The sequence below is a fragment of the Proteus sp. Marseille-Q3619 genome (assembly GCF_965283115.1).
On record NZ_CBDIMP010000001.1, the window covers coordinates 1,205,981 to 1,228,358 of the forward strand.

Below are 22,378 nucleotides of genomic sequence, written 5' to 3' on the forward strand. Positions count from 1 at the left end.
ATGAATTGGTCATTTCTTTCTGGAAAGAAAATAACGGATTTTATAAAAAAATTTTTCTTTGCTGATAAATCAAAAATTAAATCCTTCTTTTTACTTTTTATTGCCTTAATTCCGGCACTATTTGTCATTTGGATTTGGTGGTGGGGAGCTAATTACGAATTTAAAGGGGATTATCCATTAAGATCGCTCAGTGCACGCTGGTTAGCGACTGTTATCACTATTTTAGTCGTTGTTAGTTGGGTTGGTATTGCAACATGGCTGCGTGTAAGGAAGCTTGAAGGCCTGAAATTGGATGTTGAACTCGCTATTGTCGATCCTGTACTTAATGATATTGAACATCAGAACCGTTATTTAAACTACTGGAAATCGCAATTTATTAAACATCAAAATGGGCATACCAATGCGCTTTATCAAAAGCCTTGGTACTTTGTTCTAGGTACCGATGAAAGTGGCAAAAATACATTATTAAAAAATAGCCTCAATACATTAGATATTGCGCCTATTGAAAACATCGTTAGCGAACAAAAATTATCTTTGCATATAAAAATGTTATTAGCTGACCAAGCCATATTATTAATGCCAGAAGGTAAGTTAATTACGCAACCCAATCTTATTTTAGAAAAGCCAAAACTTTATCACCGATTATGGAATGAGTTATTAGTCTGGCTAAATGAACATCGTTCTCGTCAACCAATGAATGGCATTATTCTTGCTATTGATACATTACAACTGCTGACAAACGATAAAGAGAAAAATAGCCAATTTATTGCTTCATTGCATATGCGATTACAAGAAATTCGCATCGCTTTTAATAGTCAATTACCTATTTATATCGTGTTTACAAAACTCGATTTATTACAGGGATTTGACGCTATGTTTCAGTCACTAGAAGCCAAACAGCGTGATGAAATATTAGGTGTGACATTCCGATTAAATAGTGAAAACAGTTGGGAAAAAGATCTTAATGCATTTTGGAAACAGTGGGTAAGCCAAATGAATAGCGCCCTTCCTGAGATGATGCTGAATCGCGTTGATGAAAGCCAACGTACTAAGTTATTTAGTTTTATTCGTCAAATCCAAGGGCTAAAAACTAACGTTATTAGCCTGCTTAATGCATTAACGTCCAGTAATAAAGAGCAAGATATTCAATTAAGAGGGGTATACCTCACTTCAGCAACACAAGTCGGTCAAGTTGATAATATCTTTAGTCAAACGGCCTCAGTTCAATACCATTTACCAACAGCACCGCTAGCCACTTGGCCCATTGCAGAAACTCATAGCTATTTTACGCAATCACTTTTTCAAAATATTTTGTTATCAGAGCCGAATCTTGCCGCTGAAAGTCAGTTTTGGCTAAAAAAACATCGCAGAAGAGTTCTATTAGCTTCCGCTATTAGTGTTGTTGGTGTTATCGCTTTATGGAATGGTTGGAGTCATTATTACAGTAAAAACTACCAATCTGGCGAAAATGTACTTAATGAAGTGAAAGCATTTCACTCTTCAGAAACAACCATTACCACCAATACAGCAGGAAAAGAACAACTTGCGGTATTAAATCCATTATTAGATGCCACATTGGCCTACGGTAATTATCGCGAAAAAAGTGATACTTTTTCCGATCTTGGATTATACCAAGGAAAGAATGTTGGGCCTTATGTCGAAAATGTTTATCTCCAATTGATAACCGAACATTATCTACCTTCAATTATGAATTCTTTACTGACTGAGCTGAATAAAGCGCCAGCCGGTAGTGAAGAAAAATTAGAGATATTACGCATTATGCGCATGCTTGAAGATAAGAGTGGGCGTAATAATGAAATTGTTGAAAACTTTATGGCCAATTATTGGAGTCGCTTATTTACAGGTCAGAGAGATATTCAATCTCAATTAATGTCACATCTACAATACGCATTGAAACATACCGATTGGCAAACTCAACGCAAGGCAGGTGAGGTAACTGCTATTAATGCTTTTACACCATTTACTCAGCCAATCAATACTGCGCAAAAAGAGTTAAGCCGTTTACCTCTTTATCAACGTGTTTATCAAACATTACGTCTTAAAGCGAACCAAGCTCTCTCATCACCATTAAATATACGTCATCAAGTGGGTCCTAGCTTTGACGCTATTTTTACTGCGATTAATGAAGATAAACTGCAAATGCCTCAGCTTCTGACGCTATATGGGTTAACAAACTATTTTACTCAGCATAATGATGAGCTGGTGGATCTGACCTTTTTAGACGCATGGGTATTAAATTTAAACACAAATACTCAATACAGTGAAAGTGACAGAAAAGAGATCCAACGCCAAATCACTGAGCAATACCTAAATGATTATACGGCTCAATGGCGTGCCTCCATGAGTAATCTTGAAATAAGAGAATTTGAATCACTACAAGATGAGATTAATGCATTAGAGCAAATTATTAGCGGTGAACAGCCCATTCGTCGTGCATTACAAGTACTAAGAGATAATACAACATTACCTAAAATAGACAGTTCGTTACCCATTGCTGATCAAAAGGCATTAATGGATGAATTGAAATACAAATTGCTCACTCGATTAGATAAAGAATTTGCACCTCAAACTGAAATTCTTGTCAGCAAGAATGGTGATAATTTACAAAATCTCAATCAAAAATTAAATGAACTTCATCGTTATTTATTAGGTATTTATAACTCTCCAGTACCAGGTAAAGCAGCCTTAAAGTCCGTGACCTCTCGCCTTGAAGATAATAACCGCGACATTATTTTTGAATTATCTCAATCAGCTAAAACATTGCCTGAACCAATGAATCGTTGGGTAGGAGAATTAGCGGATCAAGCGTGGAATGTTGTACAAAAAGAAGCTATTCGCTACATGGAGGTTGAGTGGAATGAAACCGTCGTTAAGCAATATCATACCTACATTATAGGTCGCTATCCGTTTAACGCGGCAACCACACAAGATGTTCCTTTAAGTGAGTTTGAGCGCTTTTTCAAACCAAATGGCACATTAGATAGCTTCTATCAGCAAAACCTACGCCTTTTTGTGGAAAATAACTTGATTGAAAATAGTGATGGTCAATCACTTATTCGTCCTGATGTATTAGAACAACTTGAAATTGCTAATCGAATTAGAAATACGTTTTTTAATGCTCAAGGAAATTTAGAAGCACAATTTGCCATCGAAGCACTTTCTCTCGCTGGCAATAAACGTCGTAGCATTTTAAATCTTGATGGACAATTACTCGATTATTCACATGGCAGAAGCCATACCGTACACATGGTTTGGCCTAATTCAATGCGTTCAAATGTCGAGAGCAAGCTTACCTTAGTGCCTATTTCTGGAGATAAGTCACCGCGGGCTATTTTATTTAATGGACCTTGGGCACAAATGCGACTCATTAATGGTGGCAAACTTACCAATATAAAACCGCACTCTTTCGATGTGAAATTCACCCTTGATGGTGGTGATATGGCATATCGGATCACAATCGATGAATCTAATAATCCATTCTTTGGTGGATTATTTACTCGCTTCAAATTACCAGAAACCCTTTATTAACTGATTTCCCCTCATATTTATGAGGGGATAGGATATTTCATGAATACGCCAAAAGAAAAATTTGTGATAAAAATTGCAGGCTCTCCTTTAGATATCCCTGAATTTATCGCATTAAAAGCGGAATTTAATAAACTTAATCATCCTTCTCAACCTGAGATCAGTTGGACTCTTATTGAATCTCTCTCATTAACGTTATTTAAAACCCATGGTATCGATTTACAGAGTGGCGTTTATTACACGCTGGCTCGTCTTCATTTAAATGGATTAAATGGTTTTACTGAAGGATGCGAGTTACTTGCCAATATAGTGGTGAGTCAATGGGATAATCTTTGGCCTACTCAGCCAAATCATCGGTGTGATGTTTTAAATTGGTTTAATACCAAAGCCGGTGTTTTATTGCGTCAGTTAACATTCTCACCTACTGATTTACGTTTAATTTATCGCTCAGAAAGAGCGCTGCAATTAATTATCGATCAACTTGCGCATACTGATTGGCCTAAATTACCGAAGCTAGAAAATTTACTTTGGTTTTTCCAAAATGCAGCGAAAACCTTAGAGCAAAGTACAAAAAATTCGACTCAAAAAAGTAGCAATAATGCCGTTAAGATCCCGCCTATTGTCTATATCAGTGCATCTGATGAACTTAAAGAAAATAATATTTCTAAACCTAACCCTATCGCCGAAGTTGTTTTATATGACGATCCTCCCATTGAGAAAAAACCAATGAGTGCAAAAAAAGGCTTTTTTATTGGATTATTAAGTAGTAGTGCTATTTTTATTGCTATTGGTGTGGCGATTTATCTACCGATGCAAAAAGAACTCTCTGCAATTACCGCTCAACCTGAAGGCGCCATTACACAGTGGTTATATCAACCTAATATCAGTTCATACGCAAATAATCTTATTTTAATGGAAAAACAGTCTCCTATATTTGCTTTAAGAAAATCAGATCATATGTTGGAAGTGGCTAAAAAGCTTTGGCCTAATAATGCTGATCAATCTTACGCAACACGACAATGGCAAAATATCCTTACCACACGATTAGAAAACGCCCCCATTGACAGCAGTTGGTCTGATACGAATAAATTAATTCAACAGCTTTCCGATAGGATTGTTCAACAAGAACGTAACAGAGGAAGCTTTACTCTTTCTTATTTAAAAACGGCTATTTATGAAATACAAAAAAGCCATAACAAAACTGTGCCGATTGAAAATAAACTGTATGAATTTTCACAAGAAATAAGTAAAGAGCAGTCTATTTCTCCCGCATTAATTAATAATCTCGATGCAGATATTAATGGATTATTAGCTCGATATTATCTCCTTCAAAAAGAAGCTGAAGAGTTAGGATTAAAGCCTTATTCATATTAAAAATAACCAAAAGTTATGACAGATATTATTTATTATTAAAGGATAGATATTAGATTAACATGAGCGAAATTAAATATTTAAAAGAAAGGCAATACCTGCAAAAACTGGCTAAATCCTACGCACAAAAAAAACCGCATTTAGCGGAAGTTTTAGAGCCAGATGATCCTCAAACTAGCTATTTAATGGAGGGATTTGCCTTTCTTTCTGCTCACTTGCAAGAAAAGATTGATGATGCTTTCCCTGAAATCACACTCCCTTTATTACAACGCCTCGGCTCTCAAGCAATAAAAGGCTTACCATCAACATCAATTATTCAAATCAGTTGTGATAAAGAAATTAACTACAGTTATTACATTCCTAAAAACAGTAGTGCTTTAGGCAGTGATGATGAGTGTTTTTCAACTTGTCGCGATTTATATATTGAACCTTATTCTCTTATTGAAAAACAAGTAACACATCAACCTAATAAAAGTTGTATCTCTTTAACTTTTGCCTACCTTGGTGATATAGAGCAAAGGCAATCTTGCTCGCTAAATTTATTTCTTAGCCCAATCAAGGATATTGCAGATACTCTGTTACTTGGGTTAACTCAGCATTTTGACTATATTGAGCTAAAACATGCCGATCAAAGTTATCATGGTGATAACGCAACATTTTGTTTTAAATCTCAAATTGGTAAAGATTACCCTATTTTTCCACAATCAGAAAATACTCCGAAAGCGCCACAACAATTATTAGAGGGGTTGTATCTTCCTCATGTTCACCATTTTATCAGTTTAGATATTCCCATTATTATAAAACAACTAGATTGGGGAAAAAGTACTCAATTTACAGTTAGTATTTATTTAAATAAGCAAATTTCATTAACCGAAGAACAATGCCAAGATTGTTTTTTACTTAACTGTATTCCTACAGTTGATAAAGAGAAAGATCATACAGTTATCATTGATTTCCAAGAGAATAAATCATCTTATTTACTGCCTATTCCAGATAACCATTATCTTTCAAGTTTATCTGAAATCATGCTTTCATTAGAGCCACATGAAAAAGAGCGTGGTATTTATTGTCATTTTTACTCAATAACTGAATTAACATCAGCATCTCGCCTATTGCCTCAATATCAAAATTCTCTTTTTTATTCATTAACTATTGATAAAGATATCACTGGGAGAACATTCTATATTGTTCATTTCTATGACAATAAAGGTGAAGAGCTTATCTCGCCACCGAGCCTACATTTTTCCTGTACTTATATTGGCTTTGAAAGATATAAAAATAACAGCATTGGTGTGTTGAATGCACATAGTGAAAACATGCCTGATAATTTATTGCTCAAAAATATCACACCGTTATCAGAATGTTTTCCACCTATTGTTGATGATAAATGTTATTGGCATTTATTATCACATTATAGTGCTAATGCTTTTATGTTAATGTCTATTACAACAATAAAAAATATGTTAAGTGATTATTTAATTTATGCAGAATTAGATAAACAAGTTACAAGGAAAATAAAAAATTCCTTGGATGGCTGTATTGATTTAAATAGTCAGACTTATGATTATATTTTAAAAGGTAAGCCACATCGCTGTTTATCTTTAATATTAACACTAGATACTGATTATTTTGATAATGAAGGTGATGCGTTTATCTTTGTTTCTCATCTTTATCATTTCTTCCCATTTTGTTTATCTGAAAATATGTTATTAGAAATGAAAATTAAATTTAAAGATGATGAAAAAATAAAATGGTTTTTATCACCTTCTCCACTAAAAGGTTATAAGTCATTATTATAATTATATTATCTATTAAATTATTATATAATAAGTTCTATAATAATATTAGTATTGTAAAATTAGGAATTTAAATATTGATAGGAAGTTCACCTTATGTGAGAATCCATTTAGAGTTAATAAAAAATAAGGAGCAATAGTCATGGCAAAAATTAATAATAGCGCTAAAGAAAGAGCCTATGCTGTCGCTCTTTTTGTTGCATCCTAGGCTACTGTAGACTCTCGTGTCATGACAGCATCCAAGAAGCTAGCCCAAAAACGTTCTGCACAACGTTCTGCTGATGATTTAAATAGAATGTTTTCAAAAGCTTTTTCTACAGTAATTAAATAATAAGAAAATAGATTGTATTTATAATATAATCAAATATCCTTTTTAATATTTTATTTCTACTTCTTTGGCATTATTCATATTCTATTTAAGACCTGATCACAATAATCTTATAAATACTGAAATAGCGTGCCTTTTTGTGCTTAGCCCGAAGGTTGCAGCAGAATCACCTATAATCTCGGCTGAAATATCAGGAGCTAATGGTGAGCAAGTTATGCAAAATGGTGCCTTCTATTCTTACTAATCTCCAATTAACTCATATTATTCTTAATTAACACGCCTATTACGTCATTAACAAACAAAAATACTGTTAAAGACTAATGTAATTTATCTAATTATTTGATTTTGGTAAAACGGTTTAAATCTTTTAATAAATAAAAACCGATAGATATCAACTATCAATAATCTATTTTTGATCGCCCATATCGATCTCTAAGTGTTTTTACGGTAATCTCTTTTAAAAAGAGGGGTTGATATGAGTTCAATTAATATTGTTGTAGGTCAGAGAATTAAACAGAAAAGAAAGCAATTAAAAATAACAGGTATTGAGATGGGGAGAAGGCTTGGTATCAGTCAGCAACACTATTCACGCTTGGAAAATGGACATCTGAAAATAACCGTCGATCAGCTTATTGCTATTGCTTTAATATTAGGAATATCGCCACAAAGTTTGTTGGTTTCACCCGAAATAATGTCACCAATGCTAACTGCTTGGGCTGAAACAACTTTATCATCAAATGAGATTATTGTATTACGAAATAAGAAGCGCCGTAATCTTAGATAAAGACACAGTAATATTGTTTAGCGCTATCTGATTTAATATTTTAATAACTTCAGTTAAAGCACATCAAAAATTTTCATCTTTTTTTATTTAAGTAAAAAACCATCTATTTATAAAATCAATCGCTTGATTTTTTTGTTAAAATAAAAGATTAATTGTTACTTTTCTTAACGATTGAATATTTTAATAGAATATCTGGAGCATTAGATAATCTGCGATTAGATCCTTCCATCAAATAAGCCGCTATTTCTTCTGATGATAAATCATCAACTTCTTCAAGATTAAAATACTCATCAGGCCAATAAATAAGATCTGAAGAAAAGGCTTTAAAGTTTATCTCGAGTAAATTTATTGCATAAGATTGTTCAGATTCACTGCCTTCAGCTAAACATATGAAATCAACAATACTAATCAACTCGTTATAAGTCAGATCATCTAAATACTTCACTTGGTTAAAAGCTATTTTTGTAAACTCTTTTGCACTTGTCCACGAATTGTAGTCACGAAAATCTGAAAATTCACAAGGTGTTACTACTTGTGCATTCCATTTTATTATCATGGTGTTAAGTTCAGGATCATTTTCAGTTGCACCATTATCGATTTTGACAGTTATCTTTAGTAGTAAATCGATCAATTCATTGAGTTTAGCTTTGCTGACTTTTCTTGGTTTTAATCGGTTAGGTAAAGGCATTTTTATTCCATTTATATTATTTGCATTAAATCTGTATATTTTAATCTTTTTTATTTAAAAGTCATTATAATGCATTAATTTATTTAATAAATAACCAAATGGATTATTGAACTATGACTAATACTTATAAAATTTATCTTTATTTGAAAAAATAAAATAAATTAATTATTTTATATTCTGATTTTAAAATTAGTTATTAACATTTTATTTTAATAATTACTTAACCATATCATCTCGAATATTAATGACATTATTTCTCAAGTTCGCCCTCTAATTTTATCTACTGTAATAACTATATTTAATACATCAATATTTAGAACTATTAGGCGTGATTTTTAAATCCATGACGGAGTTCAATTTGAAGTAATAACACAAAAAAAGTAGAGAGGGTTAGAAAAAAGTAAAGCAGATGAAAGTGCTTAGTGGAAAGATTACCAAGAAAATCTACGAGTATTTATAAAGTGATTTATTCATGCCTAACTGAACATGTACGCCCAACAGACAGTATTTTCGAAGCTAGCGTCCCAAACACGACCCAATTGAGAAAAATAGAGAATTTGAAATACAGGCAACTACTTGATTTGAAATGGTACGCCCTACAGGATTCGAACCTGTGACCTACGGCTTAGAAGGCCGTTGCTCTATCCAACTGAGCTAAGGGCGCCTAGAAGAACTTAGACGTCAGCAAGAGTGCTGATAACGGGTGTGAATTATACGTTCAACATTCTGAGAGTCAACGCTTTTTCAACGATATCAAACTATATGGTCAAAATATGGCAAGTATTCGACTGACAGATTGCTCTTGATCTGACAAAATAGACCAATACCGTAATTGAATAATTTGGATGTATAGATGTCAGCAAGAATTATAGATGGGAAATCGATTGCGCAGACCATCAGAAGCGAAGTTGCAGAAAAAGTAAAACAACGTATTAATGCTGGAAAACGAGCACCGGGTTTAGCTGTTATTTTAGTGGGTGATAACCCTGCATCACAGATTTATGTTGGAAGTAAACGCCGCGCTTGTGAAGAAGTTGGCTTTATTTCTCGCTCTTATGATTTACCAGATACTACCAGTGAAGCTGATTTATTAAATCTGATCGACCAGCTTAACGAAGACAACACCATTGATGGTATCCTCGTTCAGCTCCCCTTACCTGCCGGAATTGATAATGTTAAGGTTTTAGAACGCATTCATCCTGATAAAGATGTCGATGGCTTTCACCCTTACAATATCGGCCGCCTATGCCAACGTGCACCTAAATTACGCCCTTGCACACCTCGCGGTATTGTCACTCTACTAGAGCGTTGTAATATTCCTATGAATGGCTTAAATGCCGTTATTATTGGTGCATCAAATATTGTTGGTCGCCCAATGAGCTTAGAGCTATTACTTTCGGGTTGTACAACAACAGTTACCCACCGTTTTACTAAAGATCTGCGTTTTCATGTTGAGCACGCAGATTTAGTCGTTGTGGCAGTAGGAAAACCTAACTTTATTCCTGGTGAGTGGATTAAACCAGGTGCAATCGTGATTGATGTCGGTATAAACCGTCTTGAAAGTGGTAAAGTTGTCGGAGATGTTGATTTTGAAGCAGCATCTCAACGTGCGGGCTGGATTTCTCCCGTCCCTGGTGGTGTAGGTCCAATGACAGTCGCCACACTTATTCAAAATACTTTGCAAGCATGCGAAGAATATCACGACCCTGAAACAGGAAATAATTAATCGATGGAAACATTTCAATTAGATGGGCACGACTATGTCGAGCTTTGTGATTTATTAAAACTTCAAGGTTGGACTGAAAGCGGAGCTGCTGCTAAAAGTGTCATTGCTGAAGGTTTAGTGAGTGTTGACGGTGAAGTTGAAACCCGTAAACGCTGTAAAATTGTTGCTGGAAAAATTGTCACCTTTGGTGAGTTTTCCGTTAGCGTCAGCAAATAATCAGCAAATTAACTAATATTGAAAAAGCGTCGCTATCTCAGCCTCGCTTTTTTTTCTTTTTAACCCTTTTTTACCTTCAATGCGCTTTTTCTTCCTCTTTTTTCTTATTTATTCATATTAAAAAAAAATAAATCAGCATAACCAATTGAATAAAAACAAAATTATAAAATTTGATTTAATATATTTAAATTTAGATCATCATTTTTAAGCTTATCTATGGTTATAATCTCCTTTTGCAGTTCAGCAGATTGTACATTTTATAAAAAAATAGATAAAAAGAAGTGCTATAAGTTATTATTTTATATATGGATAACACTTTCCAACCATTACTGTAAAACTTCAGCAACAAACCTTTTTATTGATACTTTTATCCGTTTATTCATGTTTAAATGCACTAAAATGTGATTTAGATCTAATTTATTTCTACTTTCATTAGGCAAAAGAACATTGTTTGTACTAAATTACAGGTTATAATTTGAAACGATTCAGCTTAATGATACTATTTTAGTTGTTATTTTGTGATATTTAAGTCTTTTTTGCCCTTTATCTAACAGGAGATTTTATGCTCGGCTTACCCACTCAAGGTATCTCTGCCTTTGCTAAATTACAGCAAAAATCGATGCCTGTTCTTTTATTTAAGGTAAGGAACTAGCATGAAACACAGAGTAGCAACCATCACACTTAACCCTGCATATGATCTTGTTGGTTTAAGTAATCCTATTGAACTTGGTGAAGTTAATCGTGTTAAAACGGCTGGCTTCCATGCTGCGGGCAAAGGCATCAATGTGGCTAAGGTTTTAAAAAGCCTTGGCGTTGATGTCACTGTTGGCGGTTTTTTAGGCAAAGAAAACCAAGATGGATTCCAAAAAGAGTTTAGTGACTCTGGTATCGCTAATCGTTTTCAAATGGTTGAAGGTCGTACTCGTATTAATGTCAAACTCACAGAACCCAATGGTAAAGTGACTGACTTCAACTTTTCTGGTTTTGAAATCACAAAACAAGACTGGACTCGCTTTGTTAACGACACGCTAAGTTGGGCGGGTCAATTTGATATGATTTGTGTCAGTGGTAGTGTTCCTCCTAGCGTTGATCTCAATGATTTCACTGCATGGATGACTCGCTTGCGTAGCGAATGTATGTGTTTGATCTTCGATAGTAGCCGAGATGCTTTTGTCGCGGGATTAAAAGCCTCCCCTTGGCTTGTTAAACCTAATCATCATGAATTAGAAATTTGGGCAGGTAGACCCTTACCTGAACTTTCTGATGTTGTGCAAGCAGCACAAACATTACGTCAGCAAGGTATTGCTCACGTTGTGATTTCATTAGGTGAACAAGGCGCGATGTGGGTTAATGCATCAGGCGCATGGATGGCAAAACCACCTAAATGTGATGTCGTGAGTACAGTCGGAGCTGGAGATTCAATGGTTGGTGGTTTAATTTATGGTTTAATGATGCGACAAACCAGTGAACACACCTTACGTCTTGCTACTGCCGTTTCTGCACTTGCTGTAAGCCAAACCAATGTTGGTATTCATGATCGCGAACAATTAGCAAAAATGATGGCTGAAGTCGAATTAACCCCTCTAAAATTATAAGTAATAACACCCAGTGGTAAATTGAATAATATTAAGTAGAATTATCACTGCTTCAATTAAATATATTAACGCTGGGTTATAAAAAATCCAAAATAGAATCTCTTTAATTGATTAATATTTATTTATTATTAAATCAAACTTTATTTTTTCTATTTATTCGATAAACTTCACTTTAATAAAATTTAATAAAGATATTCTAAAGCCAATAAAAACTTATTTCTGTTTTTAGGAGAGTTTATGGAAAGGCCCATAGTACTTTTATGGATACAAGTTATTTCAGTATTATTTTTGGGTGTAAGTTTATTTATATTAGTTGCTGGGGCTCCGATTTATTTATTAGCAATGGCAATGGGTGGCGGCCAAACAATGCTAGTGGGATTGTTCATCATGCTGTGTCTAATTATAACAATGATAATGCAAGTTACAGTATGGATAAAACTAGCTAGAAATAGTAGAAATGCTTACTCTTTTTTAAAAATTTCATGGGTATGTTTATCTATTTCGCTCTTTTTTATACTTAGTATTTCGATGTCATTAACAAATATGTCTGAAGTTAGCTTTGTTGTTTTTTCTATTATCGTTATCTTAACGCATCGACTCTTTTTCTCTGAAAACGTAATTGCTTATTTTGAAGATAAACAAAAAGATAGCGAAAGAGAAACAAGTATTATTAGTCAATAAGTTAATCATCAAACAAAAAAATATCGGATATTAAATATCCGATATTTTTATATTAAACACGCATTAAGTGTTATTACTCAATTGTCGTATTAGTTATTACGACGCCAAGCTGTTCCTTGAGGACCATCTTCTAAAACAATCCCCATCGCTGTTAACGCGTCACGAGCAACATCAGCTGCCGCCCAATCTTTATTTTTACGAGCATCATTACGCTGTTGAATTAATGATTCAATTTTTTCAACTTCACCAGCATCATCCGCTTTAGCACCACTTTGTAAGAAGTGCTCAGGCTCTTGCTCTAACAAACCTAATACTTTAGCAAGCTTACGTAACACTGCGGCTAAGCCATTCGCCGCATTCATATCAACCGATTTTAGACGATTAACTTCACGTGCTAAATCAAACAAGACTGAATAGGCTTCTGGTGTATTGAAATCATCGTTCATAGCGTCAATAAATTGCGCTTCAAACACTTCGCCACCTACTGGTTGAGCATTTGCATCAGTGCCACGTAATGAAGTATAGAGGCGCTCTAATGCAGTACGAGCCTGTTTTAAGTTTTCTTCCGTGTAGTTAAGTTGGCTACGATAATGGCCTGATAATAAAAAGTAACGCACTGTTTCAGCATCGTAATAAGCCAATACATCACGAATAGTAAAAAAGTTATTAAGTGATTTAGACATTTTTTCTTTGTCTACCATCACCATACCAGAGTGCATCCAGTAATTAACATAAGGACCATCATGGGCACAAGTTGATTGCGCTATTTCATTTTCATGATGAGGGAACATTAAGTCTGAGCCGCCACCATGAATATCAAAATGATGTCCTAACTCTTTACCATTCATCGCAGAACATTCGATATGCCAACCAGGGCGACCGTCTCCCCACGGAGATTCCCAGCTTGGCTCACCCGGTTTGGACATTTTCCATAAGACGAAATCCATTGGATTGCGTTTTACGTTAGCCACTTCAACTCGAGCACCGGCTTGTAGTTGCTCTAAATCTTGGCGAGAAAGTAAGCCATAATCAGGATCAGTATCAATAGCAAACATGACATCGCCATTGTCAGCAACGTAAGCATGTCCACGTTTAATTAGCGCTTCTGTTAATTCAATAATTTCTGCAATATGGTGCGTTGCACGCGGCTCTGAATCAGGGCGAGCAATATTTAATGCATCAAAGTCTTTGTGCATTTCAGCTAACATACGAGTGGTTAATTGCTCACATGTTTCATTATTTTCAATCGCACGTTTGATGATTTTATCATCTACATCAGTTACGTTACGAACATAGTTAACATCGTATCCTAAGTAACGCAGATAACGGGTTATGGCATCAAAAGCCACAAATGTACGTCCATGACCAATATGGCATAAGTCATAAATAGTGATGCCACACACGTACATACCTATTTTTCCTGCATGGATAGGTTTAAATTCTTCTTTTTGGCGAGTGAGAGTATTAAAAATCTTTAGCATCAGTGGACGTTCCCGTTTTCAACTGTACGTGTTTATTACGTTTTTATATAAAAGAAAATAACAACTACTATAACATGATATTAATCAGGATATTGGATCTTGAAGACAAAGCAAACTCAAGATTAAGGTTTTTATCTTACTCTGCTTAGCGCTTATTTTCACTGTTCAATCGTTGATAGCGAACAATCAAACTTCTATTATTTGGCTAAATTTTGGCGAAAAGTGTTTTTTCCTTCTATTACTGATTTATTTAGCAAGAAAAAGTAGAGCGAGAAAAAGATGCATACTGACTAAATTAGGCAACTGTGATATAAAAACGGGACTGTTGTTTATGCCCAAATCTGGGTAAAGCTAAAATTATATTAGGATCTGAATATGGTTACTTTTCATACCAATTACGGCGATATCGTGATTAATACATTTGCAGACAAAGCACCTGCAACCGTAGAAAATTTTTTAGACTACTGTAAAGAAGGATTCTACGATAACACTATTTTCCACCGTGTCATCAATGGTTTTATGATCCAAGGTGGTGGCTTTGAACCGGGTATGAACCAAAAAGCGACCAAAGCACCTGTAAGAAACGAAGCAAACAATGGCCTAGCAAACAACCGCGGTACATTAGCAATGGCTCGTACAAACGATCCACATTCTGCTACTGCTCAATTCTTTATCAACGTTGCAGACAACGATTTCTTAAACTTCCGTGCTGAAAACGCAAATGGTTGGGGATATTGTGTCTTTGCTGAAGTTGTTGAAGGCATGGACGTTGTGGATAAAATTAAAGCGGTTTCCACTGGTCGTAGTGGTTTCCACCAAGATGTTCCTCGTGAAGATATCGTCATTAAAAGTGTCACGGTTAGCGAATAAGCCTCACTTTTTATGTGTACGCTTTTTATTGCAGACCTGCATCTAAGTGAACATGAACCGGCAATCACTGCCGGTTTTCTTCGCTTTTTAAAAGAACAAGCCATTCATGCAAAAGCACTTTATATCTTAGGTGACTTTTTTGATTTTTGGATAGGTGATGATGATCCCAATCCTTTACATCAACAAATTGCTCAAGCTCTGATGACGTTAAAAAAGGCAGAAGTGCCTTGCTATTTTATTCATGGAAATCGTGATTTTTTAATTGGCTCTCGTTTTGCAAAAGAGAGTGGTATCACCTTACTTCCACAAGAAAAAGTGCTCGAAATTGAACAGCACCGTATCTTAATTTTACATGGTGATACGCTTTGTACTGACGATGAAGCTTATCAACGCTATCGTAAAAAAGTACACAATAAATTTATTCAGCGCCTATTCTCACTACTGCCTCTATTTATTCGACTGCGTATCGCTGACAAAATGCGCTCACGTAGCCAGCACGAAAATCAGTACAAATCAGATGCCATTATGGATGTGAATCCACAGGCTGTGATAGATACTTTTAAACATTTCAATACAGAATGGATGATCCACGGTCATACGCATCGCCCAGCAATTCATACAGTCAACATTGATGACAAAATACATTATCGTGGTGTATTAGGTGCTTGGCATACTGAAGGTTCTATGTTTAAAGTGACTGCTGAAAAAATAGAATTGATTCATTTTCCCTTTTAAGTTGTTTCGCTTATTTTCTTCATAAAAAGGCTGTTTTTTCTTTACGCAAACGTTTTCCTATGCGTGTTAGCGTGATACTATCATGCTCAGTTTATTAGGCTATATCCGTTTATGCTTACAGGAGCAGTTAAGTAATGTCTTCTCAAGTTGGTCTAAATACCTCTTCCGCTCGTATCGCCATTGTAATGGGCTCTAAAAGTGACTGGACAACAATGTCTCATGCCGCTGATGTACTAGACGCACTACAACTTCCTTATCATGTTGAGATTGTCTCTGCACACCGTACCCCTGATAAGCTATTTAGCTTTGCAGAACAGGCAAAAAGTAATGGCTTTGATGTCATTATTGCAGGAGCGGGTGGTGCAGCCCATTTACCGGGTATGCTCGCAGCAAAAACACTCGTTCCTGTATTAGGTGTTCCTGTTCAAAGTGCAGCATTAAGCGGTGTTGATAGCCTTTACTCTATTGTACAAATGCCAAAAGGTATTCCTGTAGGAACATTAGCAATTGGTAAAGCAGGCGCCGCCAATGCTGCTTTATTAGCCGCTCAAATTTTAGCGTTACACTCACCTGCTATTTTTGAAGCACTAACAGCATGGCGCACAGCACAAACTGACGATGTATTAAATAACCCAGATCCAAGGGAGGCACTATGAAGCCAGTTTGTGTTCTTGGAAATGGTCAATTAGGGCGAATGCTAAGACAAGCTGGTGAGCCTTTAGGAATTGCGGTTTATCCAGTAGGATTAGATGCAGAGCCTGAAGCCGTTCCCTATCAAAAAAGTATAATCACAGCTGAAATTGAGCGCTGGCCTGAAACTGCACTCACCAAAGAGTTAGAACGTCATACTAACTTTGTAAACCGTGATATTTTTCCATTACTTGCTGATAGATTGCCTCAAAAACAACTTCTCGATGAATTGGACTTAGCAACAGCACCTTGGCAACCATTAACGTCACCAACACAATGGTCTGATATCTTCGCTCAACTGGGTGATTTTATTATTGTAAAGCGCCGTATTGGTGGTTATGACGGCCGTGGTCAATGGCGCATTCATCCCGGTGAAGAACAGCAATTACCTGCTGAAATTTATGGTGAGTGTATTGTTGAACAAGGCATTCCCTTTTCAGGTGAAGTTTCACTAGTGGGCGCGAGAAATAGCAATGGTGACTGTGTTTTTTATCCATTAACACACAATCTTCATCAAGATGGCATCTTACGCATGAGTGTTGCATTACCAACCCCTGCATCAGAACTACAACAATCAGCAGAAAAAATGCTAACTGCCATCCTTAATAAACTCAATTATGTTGGTGTAATGGCGATGGAGTGCTTTATCGTTGATAATAAATTACTTATTAACGAATTAGCTCCTCGAGTTCATAACAGTGGTCATTGGACACAAAATGGAGCCTCAATTAGCCAGTTTGAATTACATCTACGTGCAATTTTAGATTTACCCATGCCAAAACCTGAGGTTTGCCAACCGGCAGTCATGGTTAATTTGATTGGCACTGATGTCAATCCTCAATGGCTTTCATTGCCATTAGTTCATTTACATTGGTATGAAAAAGAAGTGCGCCCTGCACGTAAGGTTGGGCATCTCAATCTTGTGTACCGCGATAATCTCCCTCTGAAAGAGACACTAAAATCATTAAGCTCAATGCTCGATGATGCCTATCAGTACCCTATCAAATGGGCTTTAGAAAAATTAAGCTAGCAGTCCGACTCATAAAGTTAGAGAATAATAGCCTTTAAACGAACAGACCTCAGATAAAGAGGTCTGTTATTCGCTATTTTCTCCTGATTATTCAGGTTACTGCACCCATTTGATGGAGTCAGGATGCAAGTCAAGCAACAGATTTTTGGGCCCGCTTATCAGTGGAGTATGCTGATATTATTAGGTTTTGTGTATTTTTTAGCTACCGCAACCACATTTACCTCTTTAGGTGTTGTTCTTCCTAGTATGATAAACGAGCTAGAGTGGAACTGGACTCAAGCAGGCCTTGGCTTTACGTTATTAGGATTAACCTGCGGCCTTGCAAGTTTTTTACCTACATTACTGATCCGTAAATTAAGTGTTCGCCTTACACTACTTATTGGGTTGATCATTTTTGTCAGTGGTTTCTATTTTCTTTATGAAACATACACCATTGCACGTTATTTTCTTGGTACTGCACTGTTAGGTATTGGTTTTACGCTACTAGCTACCGTACCTGGCACTTATGTTATTTCTCGCTTATTTGAAAAACAATCCTTTGCCTTTGGTGTCTATTTTACCATTGGTGGATTAGGTGGTGTTGCTGGACCTTGGATCTACTTTTTAGCAACCCATTTATGGCATACATGGCGAATGCACTGGCTTATTTCAGCAATCACACTCACTGTCGTTACTCTTCTCACCATTTTATTTTTACGCGAAGGTAGTAAAGAGCAAGAACACGCAAAAAAAATTAGCCAACTTCAAACCACAAAACGTATCTATCAAACTAAAGAGATTTGGACAGCTCGTCATGCTTTAAGAACATGGCAATTTTATGTTATTGCTGCGACTTACACGGCCTTTTTATGGTGTGGGATCACAGTTAATAGTTTTGCTGTTGCACATATTATTGAAAATGGTTTTGGTGAAACTATTGCCGCGACACTATTAAGTAGTATGGCATTTATCAATGCTTTCTCGCGCTTAGCGGGTGGAGCTATTGGTGAATGGTTAGAACCTAAAAAATTACTTATCGCAAGCTTAAGTATTATCATCATAGGGTTACTTGCGCTAAGTATGGCTAATTCTTGGGTTTACCTGATCTTATTTACGGTTTGTGTCGGTATTGGTTATGGCATGACGTTTTTGGCATCAAGTATATTGCTTGCTAACTATTTTGGTCGCTCACCTTACCTTGAGCTATTTTCAGTAATGAATTTAATTTCAACACTGGCTTGTTTAGCTCCCTTCTTTGCTGGGGCAATCAAAGATATTTCAGGTAGTTTTACACCGGCATTCTTGATTTTAACCATACCTGTTTTACTGATTTTAGCGGTCACTCTGTTTATGAAACCACCCGTTTATCCTAAATTTCAGCATGCCAGTAAGCAACAAGAAGAACCTAAAGTAACTAGGTAATTAAACCTATATAAAAGCATTTTCTAAGGAGATGTTAAGCTGATGAATGATGCATTAATAATAAAATACTCAATAGGTATAGGCATTGCTTTAGCCTGTTTTGTCGGTTTTTTCGTTGTATCTCTTTTTCATGATAAGAAGAAAAAGCGCCGTAGAAATATTATTATTCATATCAGCCAAGCGGTCTTTCTCTGTAGTTTAGTCATTATCTTAAGCCAATATTGTGAAATGGCTGTCGTTGATTTTAATCTCCATTTCATCTCTTTTAGGATGATTAATTTCTTTACCTATGTCGCTATCGCGTTAATTTTAATGCGTAAATTTTTCTTATTGATTAATTTATTAGAGAAATCACAAATTAATAAAGGGAGCGATCCTACTTCAGCTCGTATTATTTCCCGCATATTTAAAATCACCCTTTTCGTCATTATCATCTTACTGTTTGGTGAGCACTTTGGTATGAGCTTATCTGGTTTAATGACCTTTGGGGGATTAGGCGGTATTGCCATTGGTATGGCAAGCAAAGATGTGATGAGTAACCTTTTTTCAGGAGTGATGCTCTATTTTGATCGCCCTTTTAATATCGGGGATTGGGTACGTTCTCCTGATCGTAATATTGAAGGCACCGTGGTAGAAATCGGTTGGCGTATTACGAAAATTATTACCTTTGATCATCGCCCCCTTTACATTCCAAACTCTGTTTTTTCCTCTATTAGCGTAGAGAATCCCGGTAGAATGACCAATCGACGCATCGAAACAGAATTAGGTTTACGTTATGAAGATTCAGATAAAATAGGTGCCATTGTTGAGGACATTCGCACTATGCTGATGCAAAATGATAAAATTGACACTCAACAAACCTTATTAGTTTATTTTAATCAATTTGCAGACTCTTCACTCAATATCATGGTGTATTGTTTTACCAAAACGACAGTCTGGGCGCAGTGGCTTGAAGCTCAACAAGAAGTCTATTTGAAGATGATTGATATTGTGCATAAACATGGCGCTGATTTTGCTTTCCCATCTCAAACTGTTTATATCGAAAAGTCTTCGCCTATCGCGCAATAATAGAAGATAGATAAGTTTATTTTCTCATAGACTTATCCATTCACCCACTTATAAAAATGGTGATTTATGCACTCAAAACGCATAAATCACCTTAGTTATCTTTTAACTTATTTCAATCACATTCACAACCAAGTATATTGTTCGCCAATTCTTCTATTGATAAAAACGCGAGTATAATGAAAAAAATGAAGTTGGCATGTCACCCTACTCTTTCACACTATTTTTATTGTGAACGTCCGATAGTTGATATTGTTGATGCAAATTTAACGCAAGTATCAGCAGTAGTGTTGTCATTGTCAGATATTGAGTCTGGCGAATTAGATCGCATTTATCAAACAGGCTTTCAACTACCCGTATTTATTGCAGTTAATCTCAATGATGCAATCAATGCTGAATTGCTTAATCAGGTTTCAGGGGTTGTGATTACGGATAAAAGTGCACATCAAAAAAATAGTACGTTAATTAATAAAGCGGCACAGCAATATGAAGAGAGTCTGACCACACCATTTTTTTCACGCTTAGTGAATTATGTTGCCGAAAAGAACGTCGCTTTTGATTGCCCAGGTCATCAAGGCGGGGAATTTTTTCGTCGTCATCCTGTTGGCGAACAGTTTTATCAATATTTTGGTGAGAATCTATTTCGCTCTGATCTCTGTAATGCTGATGTGGCAATGGGTGATTTGCTTATTCATGAAGGAGCACCTTATGATGCCCAAACTTTTGCCGCGCAAGTGTTTAATGCCGATAAAACCTACTTTGTTTTAAATGGAACATCCTCTTCTAATAAAGTTGCTTTAAATGCCTTATTGGCACCAAATGATTTAGTGCTATTTGATAGAAATAACCATAAATCCAATCATCATGGCGCACTAATTCAAGCAGGAGCAACACCTGTTTATTTAGAGACGGCTCGCAATCCCTTTGGCTTTATTGGTGGCATTGATGCTCATTGCTTTGAAGAGCACTATTTACGCCAACAAATTGCAGAAATTGCGCCAGAACGCCAATTCGATAAACGCCCATTCCGTTTAGCGGTTATTCAACTGGGCACTTATGACGGTACGATTTACAACGCAAGGCAAGTGGTTGATAAAATTGGTCATCTTTGTGATTACATTTTATTTGATTCTGCATGGGTGGGCTATGAACAATTTATTCCAATGATGAAACAGTGTTCGCCTTTGTTACTAACGCTTAATGAAGACGATCCTGGTATTCTCGTTACTCAATCAGTTCATAAGCAATTAGCTGGATTTTCACAAAGCTCACAGATACATAAAAAAGATGCTCACCTTAAAGGGCAATCACGTTATGTTAATCATAAACGTATGAATAATGCTTTTATGATGCATGCATCTACCAGCCCATTTTATCCCCTTTTTGCGGCTCTTGATGTCAATGCAAAAATGCATTCTGGCAAAAGTGGTGAAGCAATGTGGATGAGTTGCGTAAAACAAGGCATTGAAGCCCGTAAATCATTACTAAAACAGTGCCAATTTATTAAGCCTTTTATTCCTGAAATCATCGATGGAATTGCTTGGCAAGATCACGACACAGATGAAATCGCTCACGATCAGCGTTTTTTCAATTTTATTCCTAATGATAATTGGCATTCATTTGAAGGTTACGCCGCCAATCAATATTTTGTTGATCCTTGCAAATTAATGCTTACAACGCCAGGGATCGATCCTCATACAGGGGAATATGAATCTTTTGGTGTACCTGCATCTATTTTGGCAAGTTATCTACGTGAACACGGCGTTATTCCTGAAAAAAGTGACCTCAATTCAATCTTATTCTTGCTGACTCCCGCAGAGCATCAAGCGAAGTTTGAGCGCTTAATTTCTTTGATTGTTCAATTTGAAAAGCACTTAGTTGAAGATGTGCCATTAAAACAAATATTGCCTTCTGTTTGTCGTCAATATCCATCTCGTTATCAGGGTTATACATTGCGCCAACTCTGTCAGGAAATGCATGATATTTGTGTCAGATACAATATCAAGTTACTGCAAAAACAGATGTTTAGAAAAAGTCACTTTCCTAAGCGAGCACTAAGTCCACAACAAGCTAATATTGAGTTTGTTCGTGGTAATATTGAATTGTTACCTTTAAATAAATTAGCAGGCCGAATTGCTGCTGAAGGTGCTTTACCTTATCCGCCGGGTGTTTTATGTGCTGTACCTGGTGAAATTTGGAATGGTGCTGTTTTACGTTATTTTCAGGCTCTTGAAGTCACTATTAATCAACTTCCCGGCTTTTCAACTGAACTTCAAGGGGTTTATATTTATGATGAAAATGATGGCAATAAGCGAATTTATGCTTATGTTATAAAAGAATAATTATCTTATCTTTCCCTATAAAAAATGCTGATG

General features: G+C 35.9%; 17 protein-coding genes and 1 tRNA gene. 15 read left to right on the plus strand and 3 right to left on the minus strand.

Annotated elements, in window-relative coordinates; all coding sequences use genetic code 11:
* From tssM to ACWPWK_RS05535, 4 genes are all read left to right on the plus strand, one after another.
* Positions 1-3,549, plus strand: coding sequence for a type VI secretion system membrane subunit TssM (gene tssM, locus ACWPWK_RS05520; RefSeq protein ID WP_454208497.1), 3,549 nt, complete (start codon positions 1-3; stop codon positions 3,547-3,549).
* Between the two features lie 39 nt (positions 3,550-3,588).
* On the plus strand, positions 3,589-4,920 hold the full coding sequence (locus tag ACWPWK_RS05525; RefSeq protein WP_109371307.1) for a VasL domain-containing protein: 1,332 nt from the start codon (positions 3,589-3,591) through the stop codon (positions 4,918-4,920).
* Positions 4,921-4,979: 59 nt separating this feature from the next.
* Positions 4,980-6,716 (plus strand): type VI secretion system baseplate subunit TssF, encoded by a 1,737-nt coding sequence (locus tag ACWPWK_RS05530; protein ID WP_109371309.1) that lies wholly within the window; start codon positions 4,980-4,982, stop codon positions 6,714-6,716.
* Between the two features lie 800 nt (positions 6,717-7,516).
* Entirely contained in the window at positions 7,517-7,825 is a 309-nt protein-coding gene (locus ACWPWK_RS05535) for a helix-turn-helix domain-containing protein (RefSeq protein WP_109371311.1), read from the plus strand.
* Between the two features lie 148 nt (positions 7,826-7,973).
* On the opposite strand, the gene ACWPWK_RS05540 is transcribed toward ACWPWK_RS05535, so the two are convergent.
* Both ACWPWK_RS05540 and ACWPWK_RS05545 read right to left on the minus strand, forming a co-directional pair.
* Complete coding sequence (locus ACWPWK_RS05540; protein ID WP_109371313.1) at positions 7,974-8,513, minus strand: hypothetical protein; 540 nt, start codon at positions 8,511-8,513, stop codon at positions 7,974-7,976.
* 587 nt (positions 8,514-9,100) lie between these two features.
* Positions 9,101-9,177 (minus strand) — tRNA-Arg (locus ACWPWK_RS05545).
* Positions 9,178-9,366: 189 nt separating this feature from the next.
* Between ACWPWK_RS05545 and folD the strand changes: the two genes are divergently transcribed.
* From folD to ACWPWK_RS05565, 4 genes are all read left to right on the plus strand, one after another.
* Positions 9,367-10,239, plus strand: coding sequence for a bifunctional methylenetetrahydrofolate dehydrogenase/methenyltetrahydrofolate cyclohydrolase FolD (gene folD, locus ACWPWK_RS05550; protein WP_109371315.1), 873 nt, complete (start codon positions 9,367-9,369; stop codon positions 10,237-10,239).
* A gap of 3 nt (positions 10,240-10,242) precedes the next feature.
* Positions 10,243-10,455, plus strand: a complete 213-nt coding sequence (gene ybcJ, locus ACWPWK_RS05555) for a ribosome-associated protein YbcJ (RefSeq protein WP_109371317.1) — start codon at positions 10,243-10,245, stop codon at positions 10,453-10,455.
* 653 nt (positions 10,456-11,108) lie between these two features.
* Positions 11,109-12,050: a 1-phosphofructokinase gene (gene fruK / locus ACWPWK_RS05560; protein ID WP_109371319.1), complete on the plus strand. Its 942-nt coding sequence runs from the start codon at positions 11,109-11,111 to the stop codon at positions 12,048-12,050.
* Positions 12,051-12,287: 237 nt separating this feature from the next.
* The gene (locus tag ACWPWK_RS05565) at positions 12,288-12,731 is read left to right on the plus strand and encodes a hypothetical protein (protein WP_109371321.1); all 444 of its coding nucleotides are present in this window, start codon (positions 12,288-12,290) and stop codon (positions 12,729-12,731) included.
* Between the two features lie 89 nt (positions 12,732-12,820).
* On the opposite strand, the gene cysS is transcribed toward ACWPWK_RS05565, so the two are convergent.
* Positions 12,821-14,212, minus strand: coding sequence for a cysteine--tRNA ligase (gene cysS, locus ACWPWK_RS05570; RefSeq protein ID WP_109371323.1), 1,392 nt, complete (start codon positions 14,210-14,212; stop codon positions 12,821-12,823).
* 375 nt (positions 14,213-14,587) lie between these two features.
* Between cysS and ppiB the strand changes: the two genes are divergently transcribed.
* The 7 genes from ppiB (at position 14,588) to ACWPWK_RS05605 (ending at position 22,345) form a co-directional block, all read left to right on the plus strand.
* The gene (ppiB, locus tag ACWPWK_RS05575) at positions 14,588-15,082 is read left to right on the plus strand and encodes a peptidylprolyl isomerase B (protein ID WP_006533972.1); all 495 of its coding nucleotides are present in this window, start codon (positions 14,588-14,590) and stop codon (positions 15,080-15,082) included.
* A gap of 12 nt (positions 15,083-15,094) precedes the next feature.
* Complete coding sequence (locus ACWPWK_RS05580) at positions 15,095-15,817, plus strand: UDP-2,3-diacylglucosamine diphosphatase (RefSeq protein ID WP_109371325.1); 723 nt, start codon at positions 15,095-15,097, stop codon at positions 15,815-15,817.
* A 134-nt stretch (positions 15,818-15,951) separates the two neighbouring features.
* Positions 15,952-16,473 carry a 5-(carboxyamino)imidazole ribonucleotide mutase gene (purE, locus tag ACWPWK_RS05585; protein ID WP_109371327.1) on the plus strand — a complete coding sequence of 174 codons (522 nt, stop codon included), beginning with the start codon at positions 15,952-15,954 and terminating at the stop codon, positions 16,471-16,473.
* The gene (purK, locus tag ACWPWK_RS05590; RefSeq protein WP_109371329.1) at positions 16,470-17,537 is read left to right on the plus strand and encodes a 5-(carboxyamino)imidazole ribonucleotide synthase; all 1,068 of its coding nucleotides are present in this window, start codon (positions 16,470-16,472) and stop codon (positions 17,535-17,537) included. The genes purE and purK overlap by 4 nt, the downstream gene beginning before the upstream one ends.
* 123 nt (positions 17,538-17,660) lie before the next feature.
* On the plus strand, positions 17,661-18,938 hold the full coding sequence (locus tag ACWPWK_RS05595) for an MFS transporter (protein WP_109371331.1): 1,278 nt from the start codon (positions 17,661-17,663) through the stop codon (positions 18,936-18,938).
* Between the two features lie 42 nt (positions 18,939-18,980).
* A complete protein-coding gene (locus ACWPWK_RS05600) occupies positions 18,981-20,006 on the plus strand; it encodes a mechanosensitive ion channel family protein (RefSeq protein ID WP_109371333.1) in 1,026 nt (341 codons plus the stop codon).
* A gap of 176 nt (positions 20,007-20,182) precedes the next feature.
* The gene (locus ACWPWK_RS05605; protein WP_454208505.1) at positions 20,183-22,345 is read left to right on the plus strand and encodes an ornithine decarboxylase; all 2,163 of its coding nucleotides are present in this window, start codon (positions 20,183-20,185) and stop codon (positions 22,343-22,345) included.
* Positions 22,346-22,378 lie beyond the last annotated feature (33 nt).